Source organism: Rhizobium grahamii, assembly GCF_009498215.1.
Lineage (GTDB): Bacteria > Pseudomonadota > Alphaproteobacteria > Rhizobiales > Rhizobiaceae > Rhizobium > Rhizobium grahamii_A.
Window position 1 is genome coordinate 1,250,412 of the sequence record NZ_CP043499.1, and the last position, 25,048, is coordinate 1,275,459.

Annotated in this window: 21 protein-coding genes and 1 pseudogene; 4 read left to right on the forward strand and 18 right to left on the reverse strand. The window is 58.3% G+C overall.

From position 1 onward, the window contains the following. Positions 1-174: 174 nt before the first annotated feature. Positions 175-1,088, forward strand: a pseudogene (locus tag FZ934_RS24610) (DnaJ C-terminal domain-containing protein). 2 nt (positions 1,089-1,090) lie between these two features. Then, a complete protein-coding gene (locus FZ934_RS24615) occupies positions 1,091-1,423 on the forward strand; it encodes a MerR family transcriptional regulator (protein ID WP_153273433.1) in 333 nt (110 codons plus the stop codon). Positions 1,424-1,479: 56 nt separating this feature from the next. On the opposite strand, the gene nadC is transcribed toward FZ934_RS24615, so the two are convergent. The 4 genes from nadC to FZ934_RS24635 are packed head-to-tail and all read right to left on the reverse strand — an operon-like array spanning position 1,480 to position 5,802. Beyond that, a complete protein-coding gene (gene nadC, locus FZ934_RS24620; protein WP_153273434.1) occupies positions 1,480-2,334 on the reverse strand; it encodes a carboxylating nicotinate-nucleotide diphosphorylase in 855 nt (284 codons plus the stop codon). Position 2,335: 1 nt separating this feature from the next. Continuing rightward, complete coding sequence (locus FZ934_RS24625; protein WP_153273435.1) at positions 2,336-3,874, reverse strand: L-aspartate oxidase; 1,539 nt, start codon at positions 3,872-3,874, stop codon at positions 2,336-2,338. Next, positions 3,871-4,866 (reverse strand): quinolinate synthase NadA, encoded by a 996-nt coding sequence (nadA, locus tag FZ934_RS24630; protein WP_153273436.1) that lies wholly within the window; start codon positions 4,864-4,866, stop codon positions 3,871-3,873. The genes FZ934_RS24625 and nadA overlap by 4 nt, the downstream gene beginning before the upstream one ends. Positions 4,867-4,911: 45 nt before the next feature. Then, entirely contained in the window at positions 4,912-5,802 is an 891-nt protein-coding gene (locus tag FZ934_RS24635; RefSeq protein WP_153273437.1) for an NUDIX hydrolase, read from the reverse strand. Between the two features lie 441 nt (positions 5,803-6,243). Between FZ934_RS24635 and FZ934_RS24640 the strand changes: the two genes are divergently transcribed. Beyond that, positions 6,244-6,648, forward strand: coding sequence for a helix-turn-helix domain-containing protein (locus FZ934_RS24640; RefSeq protein ID WP_113362670.1), 405 nt, complete (start codon positions 6,244-6,246; stop codon positions 6,646-6,648). A gap of 19 nt (positions 6,649-6,667) precedes the next feature. On the opposite strand, the gene FZ934_RS24645 is transcribed toward FZ934_RS24640, so the two are convergent. The 5 genes from FZ934_RS24645 to FZ934_RS24660 all read right to left on the reverse strand — a co-directional run bounded on the left by FZ934_RS24645 (position 6,668) and on the right by FZ934_RS24660 (position 11,232). Continuing rightward, positions 6,668-6,937 carry a hypothetical protein gene (locus FZ934_RS24645; RefSeq protein ID WP_153273438.1) on the reverse strand — a complete coding sequence of 90 codons (270 nt, stop codon included), beginning with the start codon at positions 6,935-6,937 and terminating at the stop codon, positions 6,668-6,670. Positions 6,938-7,008: 71 nt separating this feature from the next. Beyond that, a complete protein-coding gene (locus tag FZ934_RS24650; RefSeq protein WP_153273439.1) occupies positions 7,009-7,758 on the reverse strand; it encodes a TfuA-like protein in 750 nt (249 codons plus the stop codon). Then, complete coding sequence (locus FZ934_RS24655; protein WP_153273440.1) at positions 7,755-9,014, reverse strand: YcaO-like family protein; 1,260 nt, start codon at positions 9,012-9,014, stop codon at positions 7,755-7,757. The genes FZ934_RS24650 and FZ934_RS24655 overlap by 4 nt, the downstream gene beginning before the upstream one ends. 11 nt (positions 9,015-9,025) lie before the next feature. Then, positions 9,026-9,160, reverse strand: coding sequence for a hypothetical protein (locus FZ934_RS28470; protein ID WP_274533891.1), 135 nt, complete (start codon positions 9,158-9,160; stop codon positions 9,026-9,028). Positions 9,161-9,282: 122 nt separating this feature from the next. Next, a complete protein-coding gene (locus FZ934_RS24660; protein WP_432443670.1) occupies positions 9,283-11,232 on the reverse strand; it encodes a BTAD domain-containing putative transcriptional regulator in 1,950 nt (649 codons plus the stop codon). A gap of 203 nt (positions 11,233-11,435) precedes the next feature. On the opposite strand from FZ934_RS24660, the gene FZ934_RS24665 reads away from it, so the two are divergent. Then, positions 11,436-12,710: a tyrosine-type recombinase/integrase gene (locus FZ934_RS24665; RefSeq protein WP_153273441.1), complete on the forward strand. Its 1,275-nt coding sequence runs from the start codon at positions 11,436-11,438 to the stop codon at positions 12,708-12,710. A 437-nt stretch (positions 12,711-13,147) separates the two neighbouring features. On the opposite strand, the gene FZ934_RS24670 is transcribed toward FZ934_RS24665, so the two are convergent. The 9 genes from FZ934_RS24670 to FZ934_RS24710 all read right to left on the reverse strand — a co-directional run bounded on the left by FZ934_RS24670 (position 13,148) and on the right by FZ934_RS24710 (position 24,931). Beyond that, the gene (locus tag FZ934_RS24670) at positions 13,148-13,816 is read right to left on the reverse strand and encodes a hypothetical protein (RefSeq protein ID WP_153273442.1); all 669 of its coding nucleotides are present in this window, start codon (positions 13,814-13,816) and stop codon (positions 13,148-13,150) included. A gap of 2 nt (positions 13,817-13,818) precedes the next feature. Beyond that, the gene (locus FZ934_RS24675) at positions 13,819-15,063 is read right to left on the reverse strand and encodes a hypothetical protein (protein WP_194273822.1); all 1,245 of its coding nucleotides are present in this window, start codon (positions 15,061-15,063) and stop codon (positions 13,819-13,821) included. A gap of 766 nt (positions 15,064-15,829) precedes the next feature. Next, positions 15,830-16,612: a hypothetical protein gene (locus FZ934_RS24680; protein WP_153273444.1), complete on the reverse strand. Its 783-nt coding sequence runs from the start codon at positions 16,610-16,612 to the stop codon at positions 15,830-15,832. 833 nt (positions 16,613-17,445) lie between these two features. Then, on the reverse strand, positions 17,446-18,210 hold the full coding sequence (locus FZ934_RS24685; RefSeq protein ID WP_153273445.1) for a sulfite exporter TauE/SafE family protein: 765 nt from the start codon (positions 18,208-18,210) through the stop codon (positions 17,446-17,448). A 16-nt stretch (positions 18,211-18,226) separates the two neighbouring features. After that, a complete protein-coding gene (locus FZ934_RS24690) occupies positions 18,227-19,660 on the reverse strand; it encodes an NAD(P)(+) transhydrogenase (Re/Si-specific) subunit beta (RefSeq protein WP_153273446.1) in 1,434 nt (477 codons plus the stop codon). Between the two features lie 9 nt (positions 19,661-19,669). Continuing rightward, positions 19,670-21,244 (reverse strand): Re/Si-specific NAD(P)(+) transhydrogenase subunit alpha, encoded by a 1,575-nt coding sequence (locus FZ934_RS24695; protein ID WP_153273447.1) that lies wholly within the window; start codon positions 21,242-21,244, stop codon positions 19,670-19,672. 106 nt (positions 21,245-21,350) lie between these two features. Continuing rightward, positions 21,351-22,376, reverse strand: coding sequence for an ABC transporter permease (locus FZ934_RS24700; protein ID WP_153273448.1), 1,026 nt, complete (start codon positions 22,374-22,376; stop codon positions 21,351-21,353). Between the two features lie 23 nt (positions 22,377-22,399). Beyond that, a complete protein-coding gene (locus tag FZ934_RS24705) occupies positions 22,400-23,944 on the reverse strand; it encodes a sugar ABC transporter ATP-binding protein (protein WP_246737937.1) in 1,545 nt (514 codons plus the stop codon). A gap of 57 nt (positions 23,945-24,001) precedes the next feature. Beyond that, entirely contained in the window at positions 24,002-24,931 is a 930-nt protein-coding gene (locus tag FZ934_RS24710; protein ID WP_432443671.1) for a sugar ABC transporter substrate-binding protein, read from the reverse strand. Positions 24,932-25,048 lie beyond the last annotated feature (117 nt).

The window sequence follows — 25,048 nt, forward strand, 5'->3', positions numbered from 1 at the left end:
AATCAATCGATACGTAATTGAAGACACTTGTTCACAGGCTCTCCCGGGACGGTTCCGGGCCGAACGTACGTCTCAGCAACGCAGCCGGTCGGCGCCCCTCGCCGTTGCAAAAAGCCAAACCTATATTAGGCGCAAACAGGCCGGCGATTTCCGTCGGCGACATCGGAGACATGAATGAGCCGCGATCCATACGAGCTTCTCGGCGTGAAAAAAGACGCCACACAGAAGGACATTCAGACTGCATTTCGAAAGCTTGCCAAGAAACTCCATCCCGATCTGAACCCGGGCGACAAGACAGCCGAAGAGAAATTCAAGGAAGTCTCGACGGCCTATGAGATTCTCGGCGACGAAGACAAGCGCGCGCGATTTGATCGCGGCGAGATCGACATGACCGGTGCTGAACAGGCGCCAAGAAACTATTACCGCGAATATGCGTCCGCATCCGGCGCCGAGAACCCGTATCACAACGGGTCGGGCTTTGCCGACTTCGGCGACAGCGACGACATTTTTTCGAGCTTCTTCTCCGGCCGGTCGCGCGGCCAGCAGTTCCGCTCGCAAGGACACGACCGCCACTATTCGATGGAGGTCGATTTCCTCGACGCCCTCAACGGGACGAAGACCCAGATCCGCTTGCCGGAGGGGCCAGCGCTTGACCTCCAGATCCCGGCGGGAACCCGCGACGGGCAAACGCTGCGCCTGAAGGGCAAGGGCGACCCGGGCATGAACGGCGGTCCGCCGGGCGACGCTCTTGTCGAGATCAAGGTTCGCCCGCACCGGTTTTACGTCCGGGACGGCGACGACATTCGCTTCGACCTGCCGATCTCGCTTTCGGAAGCAGTCCTCGGGGCAAGATACGCGTCCCGACGCCATCAGGTGCGGTGAACGTCACGCTGCCGGCGAATTCCAGCAGCGGCAAGGTATTGCGTCTGAGGGGCAAGGGTGTGCCAAAGCGCGGCGGTGGGGCCGGAGACGCATACGTTACCGTCAGGATCGTGCTGCCCGAAGCGCCGGATCCTAAACTCGCCGAGCTCATCAGCAGCTGGGCCGAGACCAATCCTCAGGATCCGCGAAAAGCGATGGGAGAATAAGGATGGACGACCTCGAATTTCGCCGGATCGTGAAGGTCGATGTCACGGTGCTGGAAATCTGGCTCGATCAGGGCTGGCTCCTCCCGCAGGCCGAGGATGGCCGGCGCCACTATGGGCCGGCCGATGTCGCGCGTGCCGAGCTGATCCTCGACCTTACTCAACGCATGGGGGTCAATGACGAGGGTGTCGACCTGATCATCGACCTCGTCGACCAGATTCATGGCCTTCGCGGCACGATGCATGAAATGCTCGATGCCATGGAGCGCCAGGACGACGATATCAGGCATCGCATTCGCGATAGGCTCGACCACATCCGCCGCTTGCGCGGGCTTTGAAACGCCGGCGTTTCCGAACCACGGCGGGAGACGGCGCCGAGAAGCGCCGTCTGTGCTTATGCCGCGACCACGTCGAGCCCGATGTCGAGCGTCGGGGCGCTGTGCGTCGCCCATCCCACGGAAATGAGGTCGACGCCCGTGGCAGCGATTGCGGCGACGGTTGAAAGGGTTACCCTGCCCGAGGCCTCGCTGATCGCACGGCCGTCTATCATGGCAACGGCCTCGCGCAGCTGAGCGCAGGTCATGTTGTCCAGCAACACCGCGTCGACGCCCTCTTCCATGGCCTGCTGCAGTTGATCCAGCGTATCGACCTCAACCTCGATCTTGACCATGTGCCCGACACCCGCCTTCGCGCGACGGATCGCCTGGAGAATGCCACCGGCAATGGCGACATGATTGTCCTTGATGAGCACCGCGTCGTGGAGCGCGAAACGATGGTTGACGCCGCCGCCTGCACGCACGGCGTATTTCTCCAGGGCTCGCAGACCCGGCGTCGTCTTGCGCGTGCAGGCAATCGACGCGCTGCTGCCTTCTATGGCTTGAACGAGCGAAGCAGTTACGCTTGCGATCCCGGAGAGATGGCCGAGGAAATTCAACGCCGTCCGCTCTCCAGTCAAAACGCCACGCGCAGGCCCGCTGACCGTTGCGATGACATCGCCCGGCGATACGCGATGACCATCCCTGATGTGACGCTCGAACTTGATATCTGGATCGATCAAACTGAAGGCGAGCTCTGCGGCATCGAGACCGGCGATGGTACCGGGTTGGCGCCCTACCATTGCCAAAGTGGTTTGATGGTCCTCCGGTATCACAGAGGCGGACGTCAGATCTCCGGCGAGGCCGAGGTCTTCCAGCAGTGCTGTACGGACGATCGGCTCGATGATGACACGGGAAGGTGAAACAAGCGTCATCTCAGGCGCTCCTTGCAAAATTGTCGACGAGGGTATCTGCGCGGGCAAGGCCTTCTTCCAAAGTCAGGAAACTGCGCTCGGCCTTCTCCCGTTTCTCAGGAAAATCGCTGCGCGCATGCGCGCCACGGGATTCTTCCCGCAGAAGCGCCGATACAGCGATCAGGAGCGCGGTCAACGCAGGATCACGGCTCGCACCGGCTGACCTAGCAAGCGGCAAGAGCGAAGCAATCGCGCTCTGGAGCCCGCAACGCTCGCGGATCACGCCGAGCTGGCGGGAAACGATCGCACGCACGGCGCCAGCGTCGGCAGCGCAAGCGCCAGTCATGAAATCGCCTGGGGAGACGTGCCGAGGCCGAGTTCCGGAAATATCGTCCGCGGCACGCAGTCCCATGACCGCGGCCTCCAGGAGGGAATTGCTGGCAAGTCGGTTTGCTCCATGCAAGCCGGTTGCGGCGGCCTCGCCCACGACCCAGAGGCCTTTCACCGAGCTCCGCCCGCAAATGTCGGTCGCCACTCCTCCCATGTGATAGTGAGCAGCCGGACGAACCGGAATGGGTGCCCGTGCAGGATCGATGCCGGCCTCATGGCACAATCGGTGGATTGTCGGAAATCTAGCCGCGAATCCAATGCCGAGCGCCGACCGGGCGTCGAGAAACACGCGGCGCCCCTGCGCGAATTGTTCGGCAATGGCGCGCGAAACGACGTCGCGCGGAGCAAGCTCCTCGCCATCGACGCCCACCATGAAGCGGTCACCGAGATCGTTGATCAGGATAGCGCCTTCGCCGCGTACCGCCTCGCTGACCAGAGGCATAGGCCGGCGAGAGCAAGCCAGAGCGGTCGGATGGAATTGAACGAACTCCAGGTCCGCCAGCACGGCACCCGCACGGGCGGCCATCGCTATCGCCTGACCAATACTCGCAAGAGGATTGGTCGTCGCTTCGTAAAGCCCTCCGACCCCACCAGTCGCCAGCACAATCCGGGAGGTTGGAATGACAGCTGCGCCTGCAGGACCGAGAATCTGCAGGCCCGAAACCGCGCCGTCGCTCGTGAGAACGGCTGTCGCCTCACACCCTTCCAGCAGTGAGATCGACGATCGTGTAGAAACGGTAACCGCCATAGCCTGCGTGATGGCTGCACCCGTGCCGTCTCCCCGGGCGTGGATGATGCGGCGACGTTGATGCGCCGCTTCCAGACCAAAGGCAAAACGGCCGTCGGCGTCACGATCGAAGGAAACGCCTGCTCGCTCCAGCGCGGCGACAGCTTGCCCCGCATCCGCAAGGATCGACCGCGCCACCGCCTCGTCACAGAGACCGTCGCCGGCACGAAGCGTGTCCTGAAGATGCAGCGAGGGGCTGTCGTCATCGGCAAGTGCGGCAGCAATGCCGCCCTGCGCCAGGACGCTCGAACTCCCGCCTGCGAGTTTGCCGCGGCTGACGATCAGGACCGGCTGCGGAGCAAGCTGAAGCGCCGTCATCATCCCGGCAAGGCCGCCACCGACAATGACCACATGATCGCGAAACGCCTCCAGAATGTCGCTCATATCGCCAGCATCCTTTCGACGGCGCGGCGCGCTGCGACCGCCACCTCGGGGTCGACCACGACTTCGTGGTGATTTTGCTCAAGCGCCGTTCGTATGTTGGAGAGCGTGATCCGCTTCATGTGCGGACACAGATTGCAGGGCCGGATAAACTCGACGTCGGGGTGATGCACGGCAACGTTGTCGCTCATCGAGCATTCCGTGAGAAGAACAACGCGCGCTGGACGCTTGGCCGCCACATAGTCGGACATAACCGCGGTCGAGCCCGCGAAATCCGCTGCCGCGACCACCTCAGGCGGACATTCCGGATGCGCAAGCACCGTGACCCCCGGATGATTTTCGCGAAGTTGCCTAACGTCCTCCGCGTTGAACAGCTCGTGGACCTCGCAGTGCCCATGCCATGCGAGAATCTCGACATCCGTCTCGCGCGCCACGTTGCGCGCCAGATACTCGTCGGGGATCATCAGAACACGCGGAACGCCGAGAGACTCGACCACCTGTTTCGCATTGCCCGATGTGCAGCAGATATCGGAGGCGGCTTTGACGGCCGCCGACGTGTTGACATAGGTGATGATGGGAACGCCGGGATGCGCTGCCCTCAGCAGGGCGATATCCTCCGGCGTAATGGAATCGGCGAGCGAGCAGCCGGCAGCCATGTCCGGTATCAGCACGGTTTTCTCGGGATTGAGCAGCTTGGCGGTCTCGGCCATGAAGTGAACGCCGGCGAGAACAATCACATCGGCCTCAATGTCGATTGCCTTGCGCGCAAGCGCCAGGCTGTCGCCAACGATATCCGCGACGCCGTGGAAGATCTCTGGCGTCTGATAGTTGTGCGCGAGGATGACGGCATTGCGCTCGCGCTTCAATCGAAGGATCGCCTGGACGTCGTCCTCGAACATCATCCATTCCGCCTTTGGAACGACGCGGCTTACTCGTTGGTAAAGGTCATCAGTCGTCAAGGATTGGTTCACGGTCGCTCCTCCATTATGCTCCATTTGAGCATATCACGGGCAAATAGATATTCTCAATGTGAGCATATGTCAATTGCGAGAGAGAGGCAGTTTCGAACCGGCGAGCTCGCGCTCTTCGAGAACAGCATGGCGGTAACGAAAGAGCTTGGCCGGCCTACCACCGGTTTCTGCCTCGGTCTGGCCCGTTTCCTCGACAAGATCCTGCTGCTCGATCAGTCGACGGAAGTTCTGCTTGTGCAACGTGAGCCCCGCGAGGGCCTCGACGCTGCGCTGCAGCTGCAGCAAGGTGAAAGTGTCAGACATCAACTCGAATACGACGGGCCGGTATTTGATCTTTGCCCGAAGCCTTGCGATCCCGGTCGCAAGAATGCGCCGATGATCGGCAAACATCGCGCGCCCGAAGTTGGCGTCGCCGCCCGCCTCAGCAACGAGTTTCGCTTCGTAGAGCAACTCGTAGCGCTGCAGGACGAGATCCTCGTTCCAGGAAATGTCATCGAGCCCAAAAGCGAAGGCGGCGCGGCGTTTGCGCTCGGCACGGCGCGCCGGCTCGCTCTCGGCCCAGGCCGCAAGACCATCGACAAGCTCGCTCAGGACGGCCGGGATCCCCCTTCGCCGGTCTTCCCAGGGAAGATATTCGTACCAGCCATGCCAGCCCGGCCGCCCCGCGCCGGCCTGCTCACGGACGAGCCCGAGATAGCTGATCGAGATCGTCCGACCACCCTGGATGTCATTGTTGCGATCCCGATCCGCGAAGGTATAGAGCTGCTCGAGATAACCTACCGGATGCGCCGTCTGCTCCTGAACCCATTCCCTCAGGCCGCTCTGCAACGTCCGGTGCCCCATTTCGAACGGCCCCGACGGCAATGCCTGACCCGAGCGGATCGTCATGACACGCGGCTCTCCCGCTGTCACGGCCGTTAACACAGCGATCAATTCTGCGTGGGCAAATCCAATGGTCAATGCGCGGCGATTCTCGTGTTGTCGGATGCTCCATCTCTGACACAACAGCGGCGGAGGCGAAAGGACTGCCCCTCTGCCCGCGCCCATCAATTAGCAGGAATTCTCAATAGACATTAGCAGCGCCGCCTAAAGGGCTCTTTGGCGCTGCGAAAACCTAAGAATATCGTACCTTTAAGGCGCGCGTGGAGCGCGCGAAAGGGAGCGCGAACGACCAACCATGGCGCTAAAAACATTTTCTTCTAATGAAGATCTATGGTTGCCGTCCCAACGTATAGGTTTTTTGTAACCAAGCGACCTGTTTCAGGTGCACGTCAGGCTTTTCAGCCACATGCACCATAGGCAAGAAAATTTGAGGGGCACAATTGATCCGTTCAAATATCTTCGATAGGTTGTTTAATCGCAGAAAAGTCGCGCCACAACCGGCGTTGAAAGGATAGGGCCATGAAAGACGCACCGCATTCAGTCGACGTCCACGTCGGAAAAACCATTCGCATCAAGCGTCTGATGCGCAAGGTCTCGCAGACCGAGCTGGGCGACCGGGTTGGCGTGACCTTCCAGCAGATCCAGAAATACGAGAAGGGCTCCAACCGCGTATCGGCAAGCATGCTGGTGGAAATCGCGGGCGCCCTTGAAGTCGATGTGCGGTCTTTCTTTGAAGATCTGGCTCCTCAGGGCACGGCCAACGACAATCCGACCCCGAGCGAAGAGTTTGTCGTCTCCCGCGACGGCGTCCTGCTCAATGCGGCGTTCCTTTCCATCAAGAACGAGCAGGTCCGCAAGAAGATCGTCAAGCTCGTCCAGGCTATCGCCGGCATGGAACTGGCTGAAGGCGAAGCTGCGGAATAACGCGGCCTCGCCTCACAGGTCAGTGGCAATCCAGGACGACGATGTTTTCGCGTGCGTCCTTGATCGCGATCTTGGTCTTTGCACCCATCAGCTTTTCCAGATTGACGTCGAGTTCCCGTTCGGGATCGATTCCATCCCAATCGATCACGACTTGAAGCAGCGCCATGTTGGCGAGATGAGTCAGATTGTGCAGCTTGAGCTTCGCAGCCTCTTCCTTTGCCGCTGAAAGCAGCCGGAAGATCCTTGCGTATTCGCTGCCCGTGCCTTCGTCCTTGGTCTGAATGTTCATCAATGCCGCCTTCTCAGATGATCTGGAATCCGCTTGAATTCCAGTCCTGTGACGATGATCGAGGTCGGGCGTTACTTGAGCGTTACAGGCGTGACGGAGCGCGCAACTTCACTGCGAAGCAGCTCCCAATGAGAGGTTGCCGCAAAGCCCCAATCGCAGCTGCGCGACACCGGCTCAGCCTGGTGATGAAGGTACCGCAGCACGGTTTCCGCATCGGCGCGCTTGCGCTCGACCTTGTTGGCACGAACGAGGCGCAAGATCTCCTTGGCGCGACGCTCGTCGGCAAAGCCGCAGCGTTCGATTGCCTTGGGATAGGTGCGCTCGGAAAAATGCAGCGCCCTGCCCGCGATGAGCAGCATCTTAGATTCTTTCTCGGAGATTCCGTCGGCGCGGCGGAGCATTTCGACCGTCGGCTGAAAATCGACCCACGGGATCGAGAGCGGCAGCCAGCCAAGCTCCTCCGGGGCATGAACAAGCGCGACCGCCTCGTCGTCCATCAGGCGACCTTCGGCATAGTCATCGTAGATGGTTCCGAGACCCACCATCCCGAAGGCGGCGCACTCGGCCGCCCGCAGCGCGCCCATGCTCGCGCCACCGGCGACGACGACATGCGCCTGCAGAGCGTAAAGGATTTCCTTGTGCCAGACGGACGGCACTTCGCCGAAATAGCCGTCGACGATGCCGATCGCGCGCGCGCCATCTTCCACCGCCTGCAGGATGTCGCCACGGGCAGCTGGCGGGCGAAACACGATCGACGGATAGGCCTTCCGAAGGGTTTCGAGATCGGCCCCGAAACTTGGGCCCGCGAAGATCACTTTCATATCTGCATTCCTTGCATGGCCCGCACCGCACGAAGGCCGAGCTGGATGAATTCGCCGCTGACATCCACTTCCAGGCCCGGCACGATCACACGGACGACCGAGACGGGCAGACGCGGATGGTCGATCGGCACCGCCACCAGCTGCGTGATGCCCTTCGAAGCGAGGCGCTCAGCGATATGGGAGATCGTTTGCTGGATGCTGCGTTTTGCCGGCTCCATGGAAGAGACCCAAGCTCTTGGCTGCTCGTCGCACAGTTCGATCAGCTGCTGCATCGGACCGTTCTCGTCCAGCCTTTGGTAGATGCGCGGGGAAAAATCATCGCGGCTGCCGGCAATGGCCGTGAGCCGGCTCTGCGCCGCCTCCGTGATTGCCCGCAGGATCGCGCGAACAGGATCAGGATGGCAGCCGCATCCGCCGCAGACATGCGTCCAGCGCGCATCGACGCGTTCGCCGAGATTTCCGGGGATGATTACGGCCAGGAAGCTCGGAACGCCGATGTCGGTCGTCATGTCGAGGACAAGAAGCTGCATGCCTGCGCGTTTGATGCGATCAACGATGATGTCGACAACCGGATCGCCGAGAGAGCCAGGATCGACCCGCGCTCCTTTCAGCTGATCGTATGGACGCAGCTGCATCAGTGCCCAGGCGTCTCGCTCGACAAGTTCGCAAAGCCCGTGCAGTACGGCTTCAGCCGGCCGGTTGCCCGATGCGAGGCCGTCGCTCGACTGCTCGAAGCCGCTCGGCCGGATGCCGCGGTGGTCAAGCCCCACGAGCGACCACGGCACGAACACCTGCCGGTTGGAAAGAATATCGAAGCCCTCACACCAGGCGATCGGGTCCGTGCCGATGTCGGAGGGTACGCAACGAGCAACCGAGTCGAGGTCGATCATGGGCGCTTTCTCGGCCCTCAAACCCTCGACGGACGCCATGATCATGTTATCAGGCCGCATCTCGGCGACACGCGTCTCGACGGCCTCCATGGCCGCGGAGGTCATGGCTGCCTCCTCGTCGATGCCTTTTCCCTGAAAGACCGAGAGCGTGTGGCTGTTCGGGCGGGTCGCGAAAGCGACGGGAATATCGAGGAGGTCGAGCGCGGTCAGCAATCCGACGCGGGTAATGCCAAGCTCGGCAAAATGCGGCTTGATCGCCGCGAACGTCTGCCCAGGCGTCAGTGATCGATCATGGTAGGCGTTGACACCACCGGCCGAGAGACCGAGATCCGTGATCAGATCCTGCAAAGCACCTTGGGCAGACATTCGCATCGACCTCAACGGAACTTCAGCGCGTGAACGATGCTGGCCGTAGCGTTCGTGTCGAACTGAACGGACTGCTGCTTCAGAGCAGCCTGGGCAGCGGACGAAAGGCGAACGGCGGGCGCGGTCTTGATGTCTGTCGAGTTCATTAGGTTTCTCCAGCTGGAAGCAGCGCTTTGCTGCGGGCGAGGAGAAGATGAAGGCGAGGCGTTATTCCGGCGTGACTGGCGTCCGCGCCCAACGGCGACGGAAATCCGGCAGGTGTAACGGTTTAGGACAGACCGGCAAGCCGGAGCCCATCGATGAGCTGGCGCGTGTCGTCAGGGTTGCGATCCGGTACAAAGCGCCAGACGTCGTCCGTGCGGAAATCCGGGAAATTCTCGAGCACGATAGACGCGTAGTGGGCGGCCGCCTTTGCATTCCCGTTCTTCGCGTGCGCGGCGGCGAGCAAGCGCGCGGTCGCCGGACGCGCCTTCACCCGGTCCAGAACCTCGATCGCCTTGGCGTAGTTTTCCTGGACAAAATAGATGCCGCCGAGGTTCCAGTAATAGTAATCCGGCGGCAGCGGATTAAGTTTCAGCGCCGCCAGGCTGAGCTCGAGGGCTCGGTCGCTCTGGCCATCATGCACCAATGCGTCGGCGTGATCTGCGAGAATATCGGCGTCATTCGGGCTCAACATCTGCGCCTCCGCGAAGAAGTCGAGGCTTTCGGCAAAGCGCCGACGATACAGGGCAACAAATCCAAGCTCCCGCATCGCGCGTCCGCTGTTCGGATCCGCGTCACGCGCGTGCCAGGCAGAGCGCTCCGCTTCCTCGAGAAGCTCGGTTTCCCGCATGCCGCGGACCAACCATTCCATCCCAAGCACGCGCGCCATGCCGGCATGTGCGGACGAGAAGCTGTCGTGTTTCGCGAGCGCCGACTTGAACCATTTACGCGCCTGACGCAGGTGCTGCAGATCCGTCTTCGAGACCAACCGCTTGCCTTCAAGGTACAAGCGGTAGGCGGACGGACTGACCTCTTCCGCCATGTCGGAGAGTTCTCGCCGCTCGATCGTATCAACGAGGGTAAGAACGATCCGGCGCGCGAGCAGACCGAAGGAGTGCGTGACCTTCTGCATCGCCAGCGGAAGATCGATCGCCCATAGCACCTCCGCGGTCGACGTCTTGGTCAGTCGGCACGTTGCATAGATATCGTCCTCGCGGCCGTGGATCGTCACATAGACCGTATAGTCGAAACGCAGCTCGGGCGGCGTCGGCTGGTTGACCTCCGCCACACTTCGATTGAGAATTTCGACGCTTGTGTGGGCGGCAATAACCTTGAAGCCACGCTGCTGGCTGAGCCCGATCGTCACCTCTTCGAGCAGCGCGCGACCGATCCTCTGCAGCAGTGGGTCGGACAGCATGGTCTCGGGCGGCAGGATCAGGACCCGCGGCTCGCCCACCAAGTCGGCATTCGCGAGCTCTGGCGGCACGAAGACACTCGCCTTTGCAGCCGGCGCCGGCGGCGTGATGATCCCGAGCTCATAGGCGAGAGACTGCGTTGCAGGCTCCGGCTCCGCGCCGAACTCAGTCTTCAATTCATTCCGGCAGCGAAGATAAACCTGCCGCGCCGCCGCAGCGTCGCCGGCGCTCGTGTGAGCGCGCATCAGCGCCCGGCACGCAACCTCATTCGACGGATCATTGTCGATCAAACGCCCGGCAAGCAGCAGAACATCCCGTGATGCCAGGCTGCCCGCGTCCTCGACGAGCCGCGTCAGGTGCGTGTCGCGCCATTCGACTGCGCGACGGCGCTCAAGTGCCAGTCGCTCGTCGGCCTCTATGGTCGGCGCACGAAATCCTTCGAGAAGATCGCCGTCAAGCAAGTCCCAGCTTTCACGTTCAAGCGGCGGCAGCGTGTCGCGCAGAATGAGGACATCGACCTGCCAATGGCCCGCGTTAAACGTCAGATCGGTATTGGTTGCGTCCAGCAGCCGAGGGAACTCGGACGGCACGCTTCGCTCGATACGGGCAAGGAGCTGCCGCAAGCTGCCAGCACGCTGCTTTGCAGCGTCGGCATCCCACAACACATCACGCAACGTTTCCCTGTCCATCGACAGATGCGGCGAGGTCACGAGAAGAGCAAGAAGCGCGTATGCCTTCTCGGGAAGCAGAAGCTCACGCCCATTGGCGAAAAGCGAGGGCTTTCCGAGCAAACGAAGCAGAAGGCTGTGCTGGGCAACCAACGTCAACAGACAACTCGCGATTGGATAAGTCGGCCCGATTATAGGGGCACGCGATCCAAAGGCAAAAGGATTATGGCCACTTGGTTGAATTTTTCAACCACCGGATTAAGGGTAGGATTATGATTTTGTATACAAATATTTCATAACATATTGATTAACTTGACGATTCAAGGTATTTTTAGGTTACACCTAAGGAGTCTCGGATGCGAGTTGCTATGCAAGTTTTCCACGACGGCGAGCGATTCCCCATGTTGTTGGGCGATGACAACGTTCCTTTATTCGAGCCCTTAGTGTGGGTAGCGACAAAATACCGGGCCGCAAGCGCCGCCTCGATGGAGGCGGCGCTGCGCGGAGCGATGTTCTTGCATCGTTTCTGCGACCGCCATCAGATCAACTTGTCGATGCGATTGAAGCGAGGGAACGTTTTCAGTTTAACCGAAATTGAGGCTTTGCTACGTGAGGCTTTGATCCCCGCCAAGTTCGCTAACGATGAAGTTTCAGTCGGGCGGATGCGCAACCGCTCAAGGAAGTCTCAGGATGAGGCCTATCTGCCAAAGCGGATACCTGCTTCCAGAAAGGCTGCTACCGTGAAATCTTCGACGGTTGCACACCGACTTATGTTTGCCACGCAGTATGTCTTGTGGCTCGCCGATCGCCGAGTTGTGTCGATTCTGGAAAGCGATTACGGAAGTCAGCGAACCGAGGAGCGGATAACTCGGTATCTTGCTGCAGTGCAACGAACGGTGACGGCTATCCAAGCGCAGATTCCCACCCCATCGTCCGGTGACAGGCTGAGCCTGGGCGACGCCGGCAAGAAGCTGTTCATGCAAGTGGTAGACCCAAAATCCAGCCAAAACCCTTGGAAAAGACCCTTCATTAAGGTTCGCAATGGCGCGTTGGCGCAGCTGCTGTTAGCCGTTGGAATTCGCCGTGGTGAACTTCTCGCACTCCGCAGGCGTGATTTCGATCGAAGGGAGGGAATTCTCAAAATAGTGCGGCGGCAAGACGACCCTACCTATCCCAAGAAACGCCAATCCAATGTCAAAACTAAAGAGCGCGACCTAGCTTTGACTGAAGATATGTGCAGGGTGCTCGAGGCCTACTTAGTCGAACGCAACAAGATTGCGCCAGCGAGAAAGCATGACGTTCTATTTGTAGCTCAAAACGGTGCTCCACTATCAGAAAGCTCGTTCACGGCCATTTTTGGTGTGTTAAAGACTCGTTTCCCGCTGCTGGGGCCACTATGCGGCCACGTCCTTCGTCATCAATGGAACGAAGACTACTCTAATCTGGCAGATCGAGAAGGCATGTCGGAAAAAGATGAGAACGAAACTCGAATTTATAACATGGGCTGGAGCGAAAAGTCTCATATGCCTTCTCACTACAACCGCCGGCGGATAAGAAAGAAGGCGACTGAATTTTCCCTAAAGCATCAAAGTCAGGTTATGGCCAATGCGACGATTAAACCCGATGAATGACCGGCCTAGCGATTTTTCGCCCGATTGATTTGTCGAAGCGGCCGGTCAAGGAACTCTTCCGTCAGGTTCTTGGTGCTCGCGTTGACCGCCCACCTTGCGAACTTCTCCAACAGCGTATCAACTAAAGCCTGCAATTCGTTTACTTTCCGCTCGAGATCACGAACCTTCTTGTCGGCTTGGTTTTCGGAGTTTGTCGAACGTTTTGAGCATGGCTCTGGGCAGCTTTATAGGCACGGAAAGCGCTTTTTATCTGCTCGTATTTTGACAGTGTCTGCCTAGTATAGAATAATCCTGTTTTATTGCCGACCGCAGCGCATAAATCGTCCCATGTCAGCGTCCCGCTCCAGTTATTGATTAGTGTTACCACAGTTCTAACCATCGCAGCGGTCATGGCGGGCGACCGACTACCCTTCTTGTTTCCTTTCCGCTTCACGACTTCAATCTTTCAGTCGAACTCGGAGGTCAAAGGCGTCCGGCGGAACAATTATGTTGCCAGTCGCGGCTTCGTGATCTCTGACTGCCTGCTCAACGAGCGAATACCGGCCGGACTTTGACAACCGGATGACCGCTCCATCAGGGATCGTATCGTCCTCAAGGATGGCTTTCAGTTGCGATAGTCGATCAATAGTCTCTTGGTGACTATTAACCCAATCGTCTGCACCAAACTCCTCGAAAATTGCCCCATGTTTGGCCTGTTCCAAGCTTAACTCGGCCAAAGCTAGTGCATCGTCCACTCGCGCTTTGTGGCTTGGATCGAATCCTTTGATGCATAAGTGTTCGGTGCAGTGCAAACAATCCATGAACATGGTGCATGGAGCGCCAGAGAAATCATGTTCGCAATATCCGATCTCCGTGGCATGCCCATGGAAGCGCTTTGGGACTTGTAATTTTGAAACCGGTGCGCGTTGCTCTGACCGTAAAGCTGCCGTCCCATTATTTCTCTGAAGTCGTTTTACCTTGTGTATCAACTCCGCAGGTGAGCGATGGTCGTAGGCCCGGTTCTGGTTGAGGTCGACACGTCCACTCCATGCGGCTATCTCGTATTCCGAAAGGCCACCTCGCTGCGCGAGTGTGTTTAGAAAATGACGGAAGGCATTCGTCTTCAACGTTATAGGCTGGTCTGGCGTCGACAGGCCGAGGCGTGCGAATACCCCCCTGCTTTCATGAAGCCCTCTTGAACACGGGAGTAGGTTATGGGCTCAAACATACAAGTGAACGCCTGCGTCTTCATATCGAATAGATTTTTGGGCACGACGAGTAGCGCCTCGCTGAACTTCAGCCCGGTTTTCCTGTCCATAATCGGAAAGGTAGATGGCAACATTGCTATAAAAAGACGCTCCACCTCGCCAAACGAGTAGCGAGCAGTCGGTCCCCCCACGACACTTTTCAAGCGTCTGTTAGTCGCCCACCATTTTGAGGTAATACCTGTAATGAGGGAGATATCATCGACCGAAAGGTCTTTACCGCGAAGGTGCTCTAGGTCTGAAGTCAAAAAAAGGGCACCCGGATTTTTTTCGTACCATAAGGCCACATCCCGCGCCGCCGACGTACATTTTCGGAGCAGTCCGATACTTTCCTTCGCGAGCGGCGTGAGTGCTTCGGGTATTCCCTTGATGAAATCCTGGTGCCTTTTCGATCCCGCCCACCAGAGCATATAGCGGTCGTCGTGAGGATCGAGAGGCCGGACCTCGCAATGCGACGGCAAGGCGAATAACTCGTTGATCCGGCTCGGCGCGACGACGAGGAGCGCCATGACATTTGTCAGTATTACGTCGCGAGGATGTGTCGCCAACAAGCGTGCCTTAGGTAGAGCTTCCAGAGCTTCCTCTGATGGCAGGCCTTTTTCAGATGCCTTTCTGTAACTTCTCGATACCCCATGTCGGTAATCCGGGGGTGCAAACGGTGCTAGCCGGTTCGTAAATAGAAATCTTGATAGCTCTGCGAGAGCCACCCCCACTCTCGCAGCGTGGTAGCTGCTCGTCTCCCCTGCTATTGCGACCGCAGTGTCTACGAGAGACGAGGTGAGGTTTGTCAAGTTAGGTACCATTCCGGTCGTGCGGTACGCTTGGAGGAGAGTTTTGTAGGCACTGAGAGACAACAATGGCGCGGCTTCTCGCCGTTCAATACTCTCGCGATATCTGAGGACGGACTTGATCTGCGCAGCGAATGGCTCTTCGAGCGGCACCGGGGTAAAGGTACCCTCTTTATCTCGGTCGCAGAAGCGCAGCTTAATTCTATGTGGACGACCTCGAACGAAATATGAATCCGTCACATCCCAAATCGGCTCATCAAAGATAAGGTCTGGCCCCCAAATTGTGAGGTCCTCTTTCGCGAAGGCTATAAATCTGGTCATATTACTTTCGGCGGAGGCAACTCCGTCTGGTGTGAAGATCATCACGCAATACCTTTAGTCTGGGCGACTTTCATGTCGGCGCATTGCCTCACGACCTCGGCACATGCGACAATTGTTTCGTCGAGTGCACTAGCAACGAAGTCCGACCCAAGATCGAGCAATCTCCCCCGCCGAGCCAACAATCCATCCAACATTGCTTCGTGGGGGCCTTCAAGCCATGGCCTGAAAAGTCGGCAGGTGTAACACGCAACCGGCTTGCCCAAATGGCAGGAACCGCATTTCCCGCATCCCCCCATCGAAAACGGAACTCCTCCGGGACTGACTGATCCGATCACAGGCACGTCGGTGGATGTGGCCTGCGAGATGATCGTTCCAGCGAACCTTTGAGCGAGCGGCGCAAGGTATATGCTGAGTTTCTTATTGAGGTTCGCAATTAGTTCGGAACGGACTTCAACATAAGCTTTCGACGACTGTTCGTTGGTGTGGTCAAGAATTGCGGCAATCTCGGCTACCGATCGGCCTTCTGCAGCCGCCCTAGTTCCTAAATTTTTCCTACACCTATCCGAAGTGACCCGAACTGGTTGCCCAGTCCTTTCCGAGACGACCCGCAACTTTGTCATTGTCTCTCCGTAGAGCCTCGCAATCTTGTATGGAGGAACAGGGACGGGACATCCGGACCCATCGTAAACGATACCTTCCGCATTTTTTTCGGGAAAAAGAGGTGCATCGCTGATCCGCGTAGCGTCCACCTTCGCAGCATCTTCACTTACAGCGCGCACTTGGGCTTCAACGATAATCCCGAGCTCAGGAACCAATCTCCGCTCAGTAAAGGTGTGTCGATAATGTCCCCCGGCTGCTTGGCGCGTGGCACATTTAGCCGGTAAACCTTGCCTCCGTCGGCTTCCTCGACTGAAAGGTCCTTCACCAAGAAACTCGCGGTTTGTGTTGGCCGCAACCCTAAGACCATTTGAAGAAGTGATATCGCGTAACTGTCGAGGTCTACGTTGCCTGCCGCGAACTCTCGATGAAGAGTGGAAGTCAGTCCATCAAACTCTAAGGTACTGAATGCGCCCTTGAGCGGGTCGAACAACCGGGCGACAAACAAATTCTGGTTTGGCGATAGTCCGGTTGGAGTTGCCAGTAGAAGAGCGGCAGCTCGTGTGAGGCCTGGCAACTCGATCTTGCTCCAGTAGCGGAGAGCCGCGCTCACTTTTAATATCACAAATGGGGACAACGCCCGCGACGCGCGATCGTTCAAAACATGGGCATCTGTAATTTGCGTAGCCGTCGGATCACTCTCCCATACCCTGTGAAGGAATGCACGCGTAAACCTGTAATACGAATGCGCTGTGATGACCGGCTTGAGTCTTAGACAGGTCGTTACGAACTGCTTAAATTTACCTTTCAGCGCCGGAGGGACCGGGACGGTTTCGAAATCAAAGTGATGCTTTGACCAAGGGTCGATGATGTACCAATGATCCTGCTCGGGATCGTAGAGGTAGCCATCTCGAGTCCTGGTCTCCGTGGCCGCTTTGTCGCCGTATGACATATCTTCCCCGCTCGGCAGTCACTTGCGCTCCAGCCGTTTGACTAACAGAATTGACAGCTTTGATTTTTATCGCGCGCGGAGTTTGGCCAACCTGAAGAGGAGGCTCCTGTACGAACAGACTCGCGGCACAATATCGCAGACAGCGCTCATCGCCTCTCCCAAACTGGCGGAGTTGAAATCAACATTCCTCATTACGCCATCTATCTAGCATATTCCATCAAGACGGTCAACTAAGGCATTGATTTCACTGGGGTCTTTAATTTCGTGTCTTTAATTGTGCGGCATCAAAAACAGCAGACTGGTTTGAAAAATCAGGACCCCAATGTCTGCCGACTTCCTTCTAGGGCATTCGCACGCGCCCCGTGAGAATATCGAGGTCGGGATATTCTAATGGCCAACCAAATCTCGATGCCAAACTTCAAAGGTTGGTACTACGGTCTGCTTGTCAGACCAAGCAGCATATGAAGCGCGGATAGTCGTCGCGACGTTGCATCACCCAGCCGAAGCTCCCCACAACGCATACTCAGGATATCCAAACTGCGATGCTTCTGGCATTCACAGCCGGCATATTGAATGACAATCCGATCGAGTTCGCTGGGTTTATCGCCGATCATGGACATGATGTTTGACCCGGAGGCCCCCAGGCTCGCACGACTTGGCAAGCGAGACCCAAGATAGCGATCATTGAAACAGCTAAACGGCATTAGCCGTCGAAGGCCGGTCCCGCCATGTGCGAACGTGGATCGGTTCTCGATCGACGCACTCTCAGTTCGCGCCAAAACCTCGAAGCACGAAAATCGACAGCCCTATGGTCTACTTCGCAGCCCGCGGTTTCACACCGGCGCGGCCATCACATAGTCCGCTATGAGCTTGAGGGAAAGCAAAAGCAGCGTCACTTCGATAATCCGGAAGAAGACGCCGTCGGGCAACATCTGGGTCAGCCTCTTCCCGACGACCGTCCCGACGATTGCCGCCGGCGCGAGCCACAGAACCAGCTTAGTATCGAAGTTGGAGAATTGGTGAAGCTCCCAGTACGGAATGATCTTTGCCGCGTTGACGATGGCAAACAAGATCGTCGCTGTGCCCGCGAACTTCATCTTCTCCAGGTTTTGCGGAAGCACGTACATCTGGAAAGGCGGCGCGCCCGAATGCGAAACGAAGCTGGTGAGCCCCGTTAGAATGCCCCAGAACGTCCCTGGCGCGACCTTGGCATCGGCCTCACCTCGGCTCGCACGGTAGCGCCGGCCGAACCATGCGTTCAGACAGAACAGCACACCGACAAGACCCACCAGCATGCCGATGAACAAGCTCGATAGGTGAGCGCTGAACCCCCATCCGATGGCCACGCCAACCAGCGATGCTGGGGTGAGGATCATCAGATTTCGACGCGAATAGCTGTGCCGATAAAGGTAGAGGCCCACCATGTCGCTGGCGACGAATATGGGCAAAAGGAGCGCCGCCGCGGTCACAGGCGAGATGACTGTCGCCAGCAGTGGAACCGATAGTGTCCCGACGGACGGAAGTCCGCCTTTCGAGAGACCAACGACGAAGGCGGCGATGACAGCGACTGCAATAATGATTGGGGTGTGCTCGATCATGACTGAAGCCGTGAACCTATGCGAGAAGCGGTATAAGCGCGTCGATGCTCTTCTTGGCGTCCCCGTAGAACATCCGCGTGTTGTCCTTGTAGAAGAGCGGGTTCTCGATGCCAGAGTATCCCGTACCCTGACCTCTCTTGGACACGAAGACTTGCTTTGCCTTCCAGACCTCCAGGACGGGCATGCCGGCGATCGGGCTGCCCGGGTCTTCCTGCGCGGCCGGATTCACGATGTCGTTCGACCCGATGATGATAACAACGTCGGTTTCATGGAAGTCCTCGTTGATCTCGTCCATCTCGAGCACGATGTCGTATGGAACCTTGGCCTCTGCTAGGAGGACGTTCATATGACCCGGCAGCCTCCCCGCGACGGGGTGGATCGCAAATCGCACCTGCTTCCCGGCTGCGCGTAGCTTTCGAGTGAGCTCTGAAACCGCCTGCTGGGCCTGAGCGACCGCCATGCCGTAACCGGGTACTATTACGACACTGTCGGCGTCGTTGAGTGCCGAGGCCACACCGTCGGCGTCGATCGCCACCTGCTCTCCGATGATTTCCATCACCGAGCCACTAGCTGCACCGAAGCCGCCGAGAATGACCGAAACGAACGAGCGGTTCATCGCCTTGCACATTATGTACGAAAGGATAGCGCCCGATGATCCGACCAGCGCGCCGGTGACGATCAGAAGATCGTTGCCCAACGTGAAGCCGATCGCCGCTGCCGCCCAGCCCGAATAGCTGTTCAGCATGGAAACCACGACAGGCATGTCCGCCCCACCGATGCCCATGATCAGGTGATATCCGATGAACAGCGCAAGGATCAGCATCAGAACGAGCGGCCAGATTCCCGCGCCATTCGAATAGACCAGCAGGAGACCCACAGAGAAAAGTGCCGCGACTGCGTTCAGGTAGTGTCCGCCTGGGAGTTTCGTCGCTTTGCCGTCGACTTTACCCGAGAGCTTGCCGAAAGCGATGACCGAGCCCGTGAAGGTCACAGCGCCGATGAAGATGCCCAGAGACACTTCGACCTTCATGATCGATAGTTCAACCGCGCTCTTGTGCGCGAGGGTTGCCGCAAAGCCGTTGAGAGAAGCGCGAGCAGCTTCGTCCAGCGCGATAACGCTTGCCGCCTCGATATGCGTGTTGAAGCCAATGAACACCGCGGCTAGGCCGACAAACGAATGCAGTGCTGCGACGAGCTGCGGCATTTCGGTCATCTGAACGCGGGAAGCAACGACATACCCGAGCACCGCACCAATAGCGATCAGCGGTAGAAGGATCAATCCGTTGGCGATACCCGGCCCGATCAAAGTCGCCACCGTTGCCAGAGCCATACCGACTATGCCGTACCAAACTGCACGCTTTGCGCTCTCCTGCCCTGACAGACCTCCAAGCGACAGAATGAAAAGAATGGCCGAGGCGATATAGCCGGCCGAAACGATACCTACCGACATCGATACCTCCTACGAGCGCTGGAACATGGCGAGCATGCGCCGTGTCACGAGAAATCCGCCGACCACGTTGATCGTCGCCACGAGAACCGAGCACGCGGCAAGCGTCACCACCAACCAGTTCCCGGACCCGACCTGCATTAGCGCACCGAGAATGACGATACCCGAGATCGCATTCGTTACGGCCATCAGTGGAGTGTGGAGGGAATGCGATACATTCCAGATGACCTGGAAGCCGATGAAGCAGGCCAACACGAAGACAACGAGGTGGTTCATGAGGCTCGGCGGCGCGTACGCACCCGCAGCAAGCAGCAGAGCTGTGCCAATCAACAAAGTGAAACCCTGCTGCTTGGTCTGCGATCGGAATGCACGCATTTCTTCAGCGCGCTTCTCCGCCGGAGTGGCTTCCCTAGCCTTTTCCTTTGGCTTCTGCGCCGCAATAGCCTTGATCTTCGGAGGCGGCGGAGGGAACGTGATCTCTCCGGCAAACGACACGGTCGCCCCCCTGATCACGTCGTCGTCCATGTCGTGAACGATCTTGCCGTCCTTACTAGGCGTCAGGTCCGAGAGCATATGACGGATGTTCGTCGCGTAAAGCGTCGATGCCTGATTGGCCATGCGGCTTGGAAAATCGGTGTATCCGATGATCACCACGCCGTTATCGGATACGACACGCTGGTCGGGCACAGTCAGATCGCAATTTCCACCGCGTTCGGCGGCGAGGTCAACGATGACCGAACCGGGCTTCATCGACGACACCATGTCCGCAAGCCACAGCTTTGGGGCATCCCGACCTGGAATGAGCGCTGTCGTTATCAGGATGTCGATCTGCGGTGCCAGCTCACGGAATTTGGCCAGCTGCTTCTCACGAAACTCAGGTGAAGAAGGTGCGGCATAACCACCGCTGGCAGCACCATCCTGTTGTGTTTCCTCGAAATCGAGGAAGACGAATTCAGCGCCCATGGACTCGATCTGCTCTGCCACCTCCGGGCGCACGTCGAAAGCGTAGGTTATTGCGCCGAGAGACGTCGCCGTACCGATCGCGGCGAGACCCGCCACGCCCGCGCCAATCACGAGCACGCGCGCTGGAGGCACCTTTCCCGCTGCAGTGATCTGGCCAGTGAAGAACCGACCGAAATTGCCGCCGGCTTCGATAACCGCGCGGTAGCCGGCGATGTTCGCCATCGACGACAGCGCATCCATCTTCTGGGCACGTGAAATCCGCGGAACCATATCCATGGCGATTGCATTCACACCATCCGCCGCAACACGATCGAGCAAGGCAGTGTTCTGTGCCGGATACAGGAACGAGATGAGGGTCTTTCCGGACGGTATTTCGTCGACCTCCGATAACTCTGGCGGTCGGACTTTGGCGATGACGTCGGCCTCGGCATAAAGAGCGGAAGCAGTGTCGACGACCCGCACCCCGGCATCGAGGTAGACCGTGTCGGCAAACCCGGCCCTGAGACCTGCGCCGGCTTCGATCAGGCATTCATAGCCAAGCTTCTGCAGATGCCTCGCCGAATCGGGCGTCATCGCAACGCGCGCTTCAGCGGAGGCCACTTCCTTCGGTGTCCCGACCTTCATGGTCATATCCAAGTTGTGAGAGGGAGAGAATAAGGCGAACGCCGGCGTAGCCGGCGTTCATTACGGGCTTGACCACAGGGTTGCTCAAGCCCAATTCGAGCGGCGATCAGACCTTCTTGCGCTTCTGTCTGTAAACGTCGGCCACGACAGCGGCCACGATGATCGCGCCTTTGATGATCTCCTGGTAATACGCATCCACACGGAGGAAGGTGAATCCCGAAGACATAACGCCGAGGATGATTACCCCGATCACGGTGCCCGTAATCCGTCCCACACCACCGGCGAGCGAGGTTCCGCCGATGACGGCCGCAGCGATAGCATCGAGTTCGTACATCACGCCCATGCCGGACTGGGCGGTTTGGGCACGCGCCGCGGTCACAATACCCGCCAGGCCTGCCAACGCACCAGCGATTGCGTAGACCTTGATGAGATGTGCTTCGATGTTGATGCCCGAAACTCTGGCAGCTTGCGGGTTAGCGCCGATCGCGTAGGTGAACTTGCCGTAACGCGTGTACCGGAGTGCAATGTGAAAGATCAGGGCGACGACGAGGAACACGATAACAGGCCATGCACCGCTACCGATGAAATTGAACTGGTCAGTCAGTCCGGAGACGGGTTGACCTTTAGTGTACCACTTAGAAATGCCTCGGGCAGAAACCATCATACCAAGCGTGGCGATAAACGGCGGGATTTTCGTGTAGGCGATCAGCCAACCGTTGACCAATCCTGCTGCCAGGCCGATCAAGATACCCGTTGCAATCGGTATGATGGCGGGCAGATCAGTCATATTCGGGTATATCGCCCTGGTCCACGTCGAGGATTGGGCAAAACCGGCAGCGATCATCGCGGTCATACCAACAACCGATCCGGAGGAAAGGTCGATACCGCCGGTGATAATGACCTGCGTGACACCCACGGCTATGATGCCGATTACCGAGACCTGGAGAACCATGATCGTTAGGCGCTGCGAGTTCATCAAGAAACTCTGATGGACGAAAATCCATCCCAGAATTTCATAAACGAGTGCGATACCGACAAGCACTAGGAAAATGCTCAGCTCCGTAGGCAGCCTCCGTTTCCGCGGCGCTGGGTGATCTTGGGTTGCAGTTTCGGCTAGGGCTTTGCTTTCCATAATAAATCTCCTCCGATCCGGCTTCAGCGGGATGCGAGTTCCATGACCTTGACTTGAGTGGCCTCGCTACGATCCAAGAAGCCAGTGACCTTGCCCTCGTGCATGACCATGATGCGGTCGCTCATGCCGAGAACCTCGGGCATCTCCGATGAGATCATCAGTACGGCGACGCCCGCCTTCGCGAATTCGGTGACAATCCGGTGGATTTCTGCCTTTGCACCGACGTCGATGCCACGAGTGGGTTCGTCGAGAATTAGAATCCGTGGGTTGGTAAGTAGCCAACGCCCAATCAGAACCTTTTGTTGATTGCCGCCGGACAGGTTTTCAATCCGCTCGAACAGACCTGGTGTCTTCACTCGTAGGCGCTTGGCCATATCCTCACAGGCTTTTTCGACAGCGCTCTCCTGAACGAAGCCGCCTTTGACAAATCTGTCGTGAAGAACGGCGACCTGCATATTCTGCAAGATATCCAGGATCAGAAGACACCCGGTATCCTTGCGGTCCTCGGTGAGAAAGGCCATGTGGTTCTGGATCGCGACGGCGGGCGATTTAATGTCCACCCGCTTACCATAGAGGTCGATCGTGCCCGAGCTCGCTGGTGTCACACCGAAGATAGTCTCGGCGACGTTCGAACGCCCCGATCCGACAAGGCCAGCCACGCCCATAATTTCGCCGGCCCTGACGTCGAAAGAGACGTTTTCGAAGACGCCCTTGAGCGTCAGATTTTTCACCGAGAGGACGACGTCGCCGATCGCAACGTCTTCCTTAGGGAACATCTGCGTGATTTCACGTCCGACCATCATTTTGATGATGTCGTCGCGGGTGACGTCAGATGCCGCATGGGTACCGATGTAGCGCCCGTCGCGGAACACTGAGAACTCGTCAGAGATTTCGAAGAGCTCGTTCATCTTATGCGTAATGTAGACGATCCCGATACCGTGCGACCGCAGGTCCCGGATGATTGAGAACAGGTGCCCAACCTCGGTCTCCGTCAGCGCCGAAGTGGGCTCGTCCATAATGAGAACGTCGGACTCATAGGATACCGCCTTCGCGATTTCGACCATCTGGCGGCTTGCCACCGAGAGGTGCCGCACTTCGATCTCGGGATCGATGTCGATCCTCAGACGCTTGAAGAGGTCGGCGGTCATGCGATGCATTTCGCCGTGGTTCACGAAGCCCAACCTGTTCCGCGGCTCCCGTCGAATCCAGATATTCTCCGCCACGGTCATGTATGGCATCAGGTTCAATTCCTGATGGATCATCGCGATTCCGTTTTCCAGCGCGTCGAGCGGAGATTGCAGTCTGATCGGAACGCCACGTAGGGTGACTTCGCCCTGGTCTGGTGTGTAAATCCCGGCAAGGATTTTCATCAACGTTGATTTGCCAGCACCGTTTTCCCCCATCAGTGCATGGACACTACCGCGCTTGAGCCGGAACGATACGTCGTCGAGAGCCAATACCCCTGGAAACTCTTTGCGAATACCTTCAGCTGCAAGAAGGAATTCGGCATTTGGGACGGCACCGCTGCGGCGAACCGCGGCCATCGTAGATGGACTGATTGATGTCATAACTGGCCTCCCCATTTAGACATTGGGGCGCGGTTTGGTACCGCGCCCCAGGTACCGTTAGTTCTTCGCAGTGTACTGGGCGAGGTTGTCCTTGGTGACGAGTTCGAACGGGATGTAGGTCTTCTTCTCGACCTTCTCACCGCGCGCGAGCTTGAGGACGGTATCGATCGCGCCTACACCCTGACCCTTTGCGTTCTGGAAGACAGTCACGTCCAGATCGCCCGCCTGCATTGCCGCCAAGGCATCTGCTGTCGCGTCGACACCGCCAACGACGACCTTGTCCATCGACTTGCCAGAAGCCTTGAGTGCCTGGATAGCGCCGAGTGCCATTTCATCGTTGTTGGCGATGACAGCGTCGAAGTCACGTCCGGCCGACAGCCAGTTGGTCACGAGGTCGAGCGACGGGGTGCGCATCCAGTTTGCGCTCTGCTCGTCAACAACTTCGATGCCCTTGCAGGCATCGGTCGCGAGAACGTCGTGCGTTGCCTTCGTGCGGCCGCGCTGACCAGTGGTACCCAGCTGACCCTGGATGATGACAGCCTTGCCCTTCCCGCCGAGCATCTTGCAAACCGTCTCGGTTTCCAAAGTGCCTGCTTGCTCTTCGTTGGAGCCGACGAATGCCTGCTTGTCCGGGAGGCTGTCGACGTTCGACGGGGCGTTGTTGACAAACACGAGGGGGATGCCAGCTTCAGCGGCGCGCTTGGAGATAGCCGCACCAGCGTCGGCGTCCACGAGCATGATGACAATTCCATCAACGCCGGCGGCGATGAAGTTGTCGACCTGGCTCTGCTGCTTGGCGATGTCACCCTGGCCGTCTTCGGTGTTCACCGTGACGTCCTTGAGACCCTTCGCATGATCTTCCATCGAGTGACGAAGGCCCGTCAGCCAATTGTCGTCGAAAAGCGACATGGCGACGCCAATCGTCTCGGCATGTGCGACGGCCGACGTCATGGCAACGAATGCCGCGCTGAGCATCAACTTCTTCAGTTTCATTTTCTTCTCCTCCACAGTGACGCGGGGCCCTCGGCGACCGCTTGAAAACCGGCAACAGTTATCCAATCCGGCGGAAGGTCATTCCGCTGGTTCCACCGCCCGGCCGCGGTG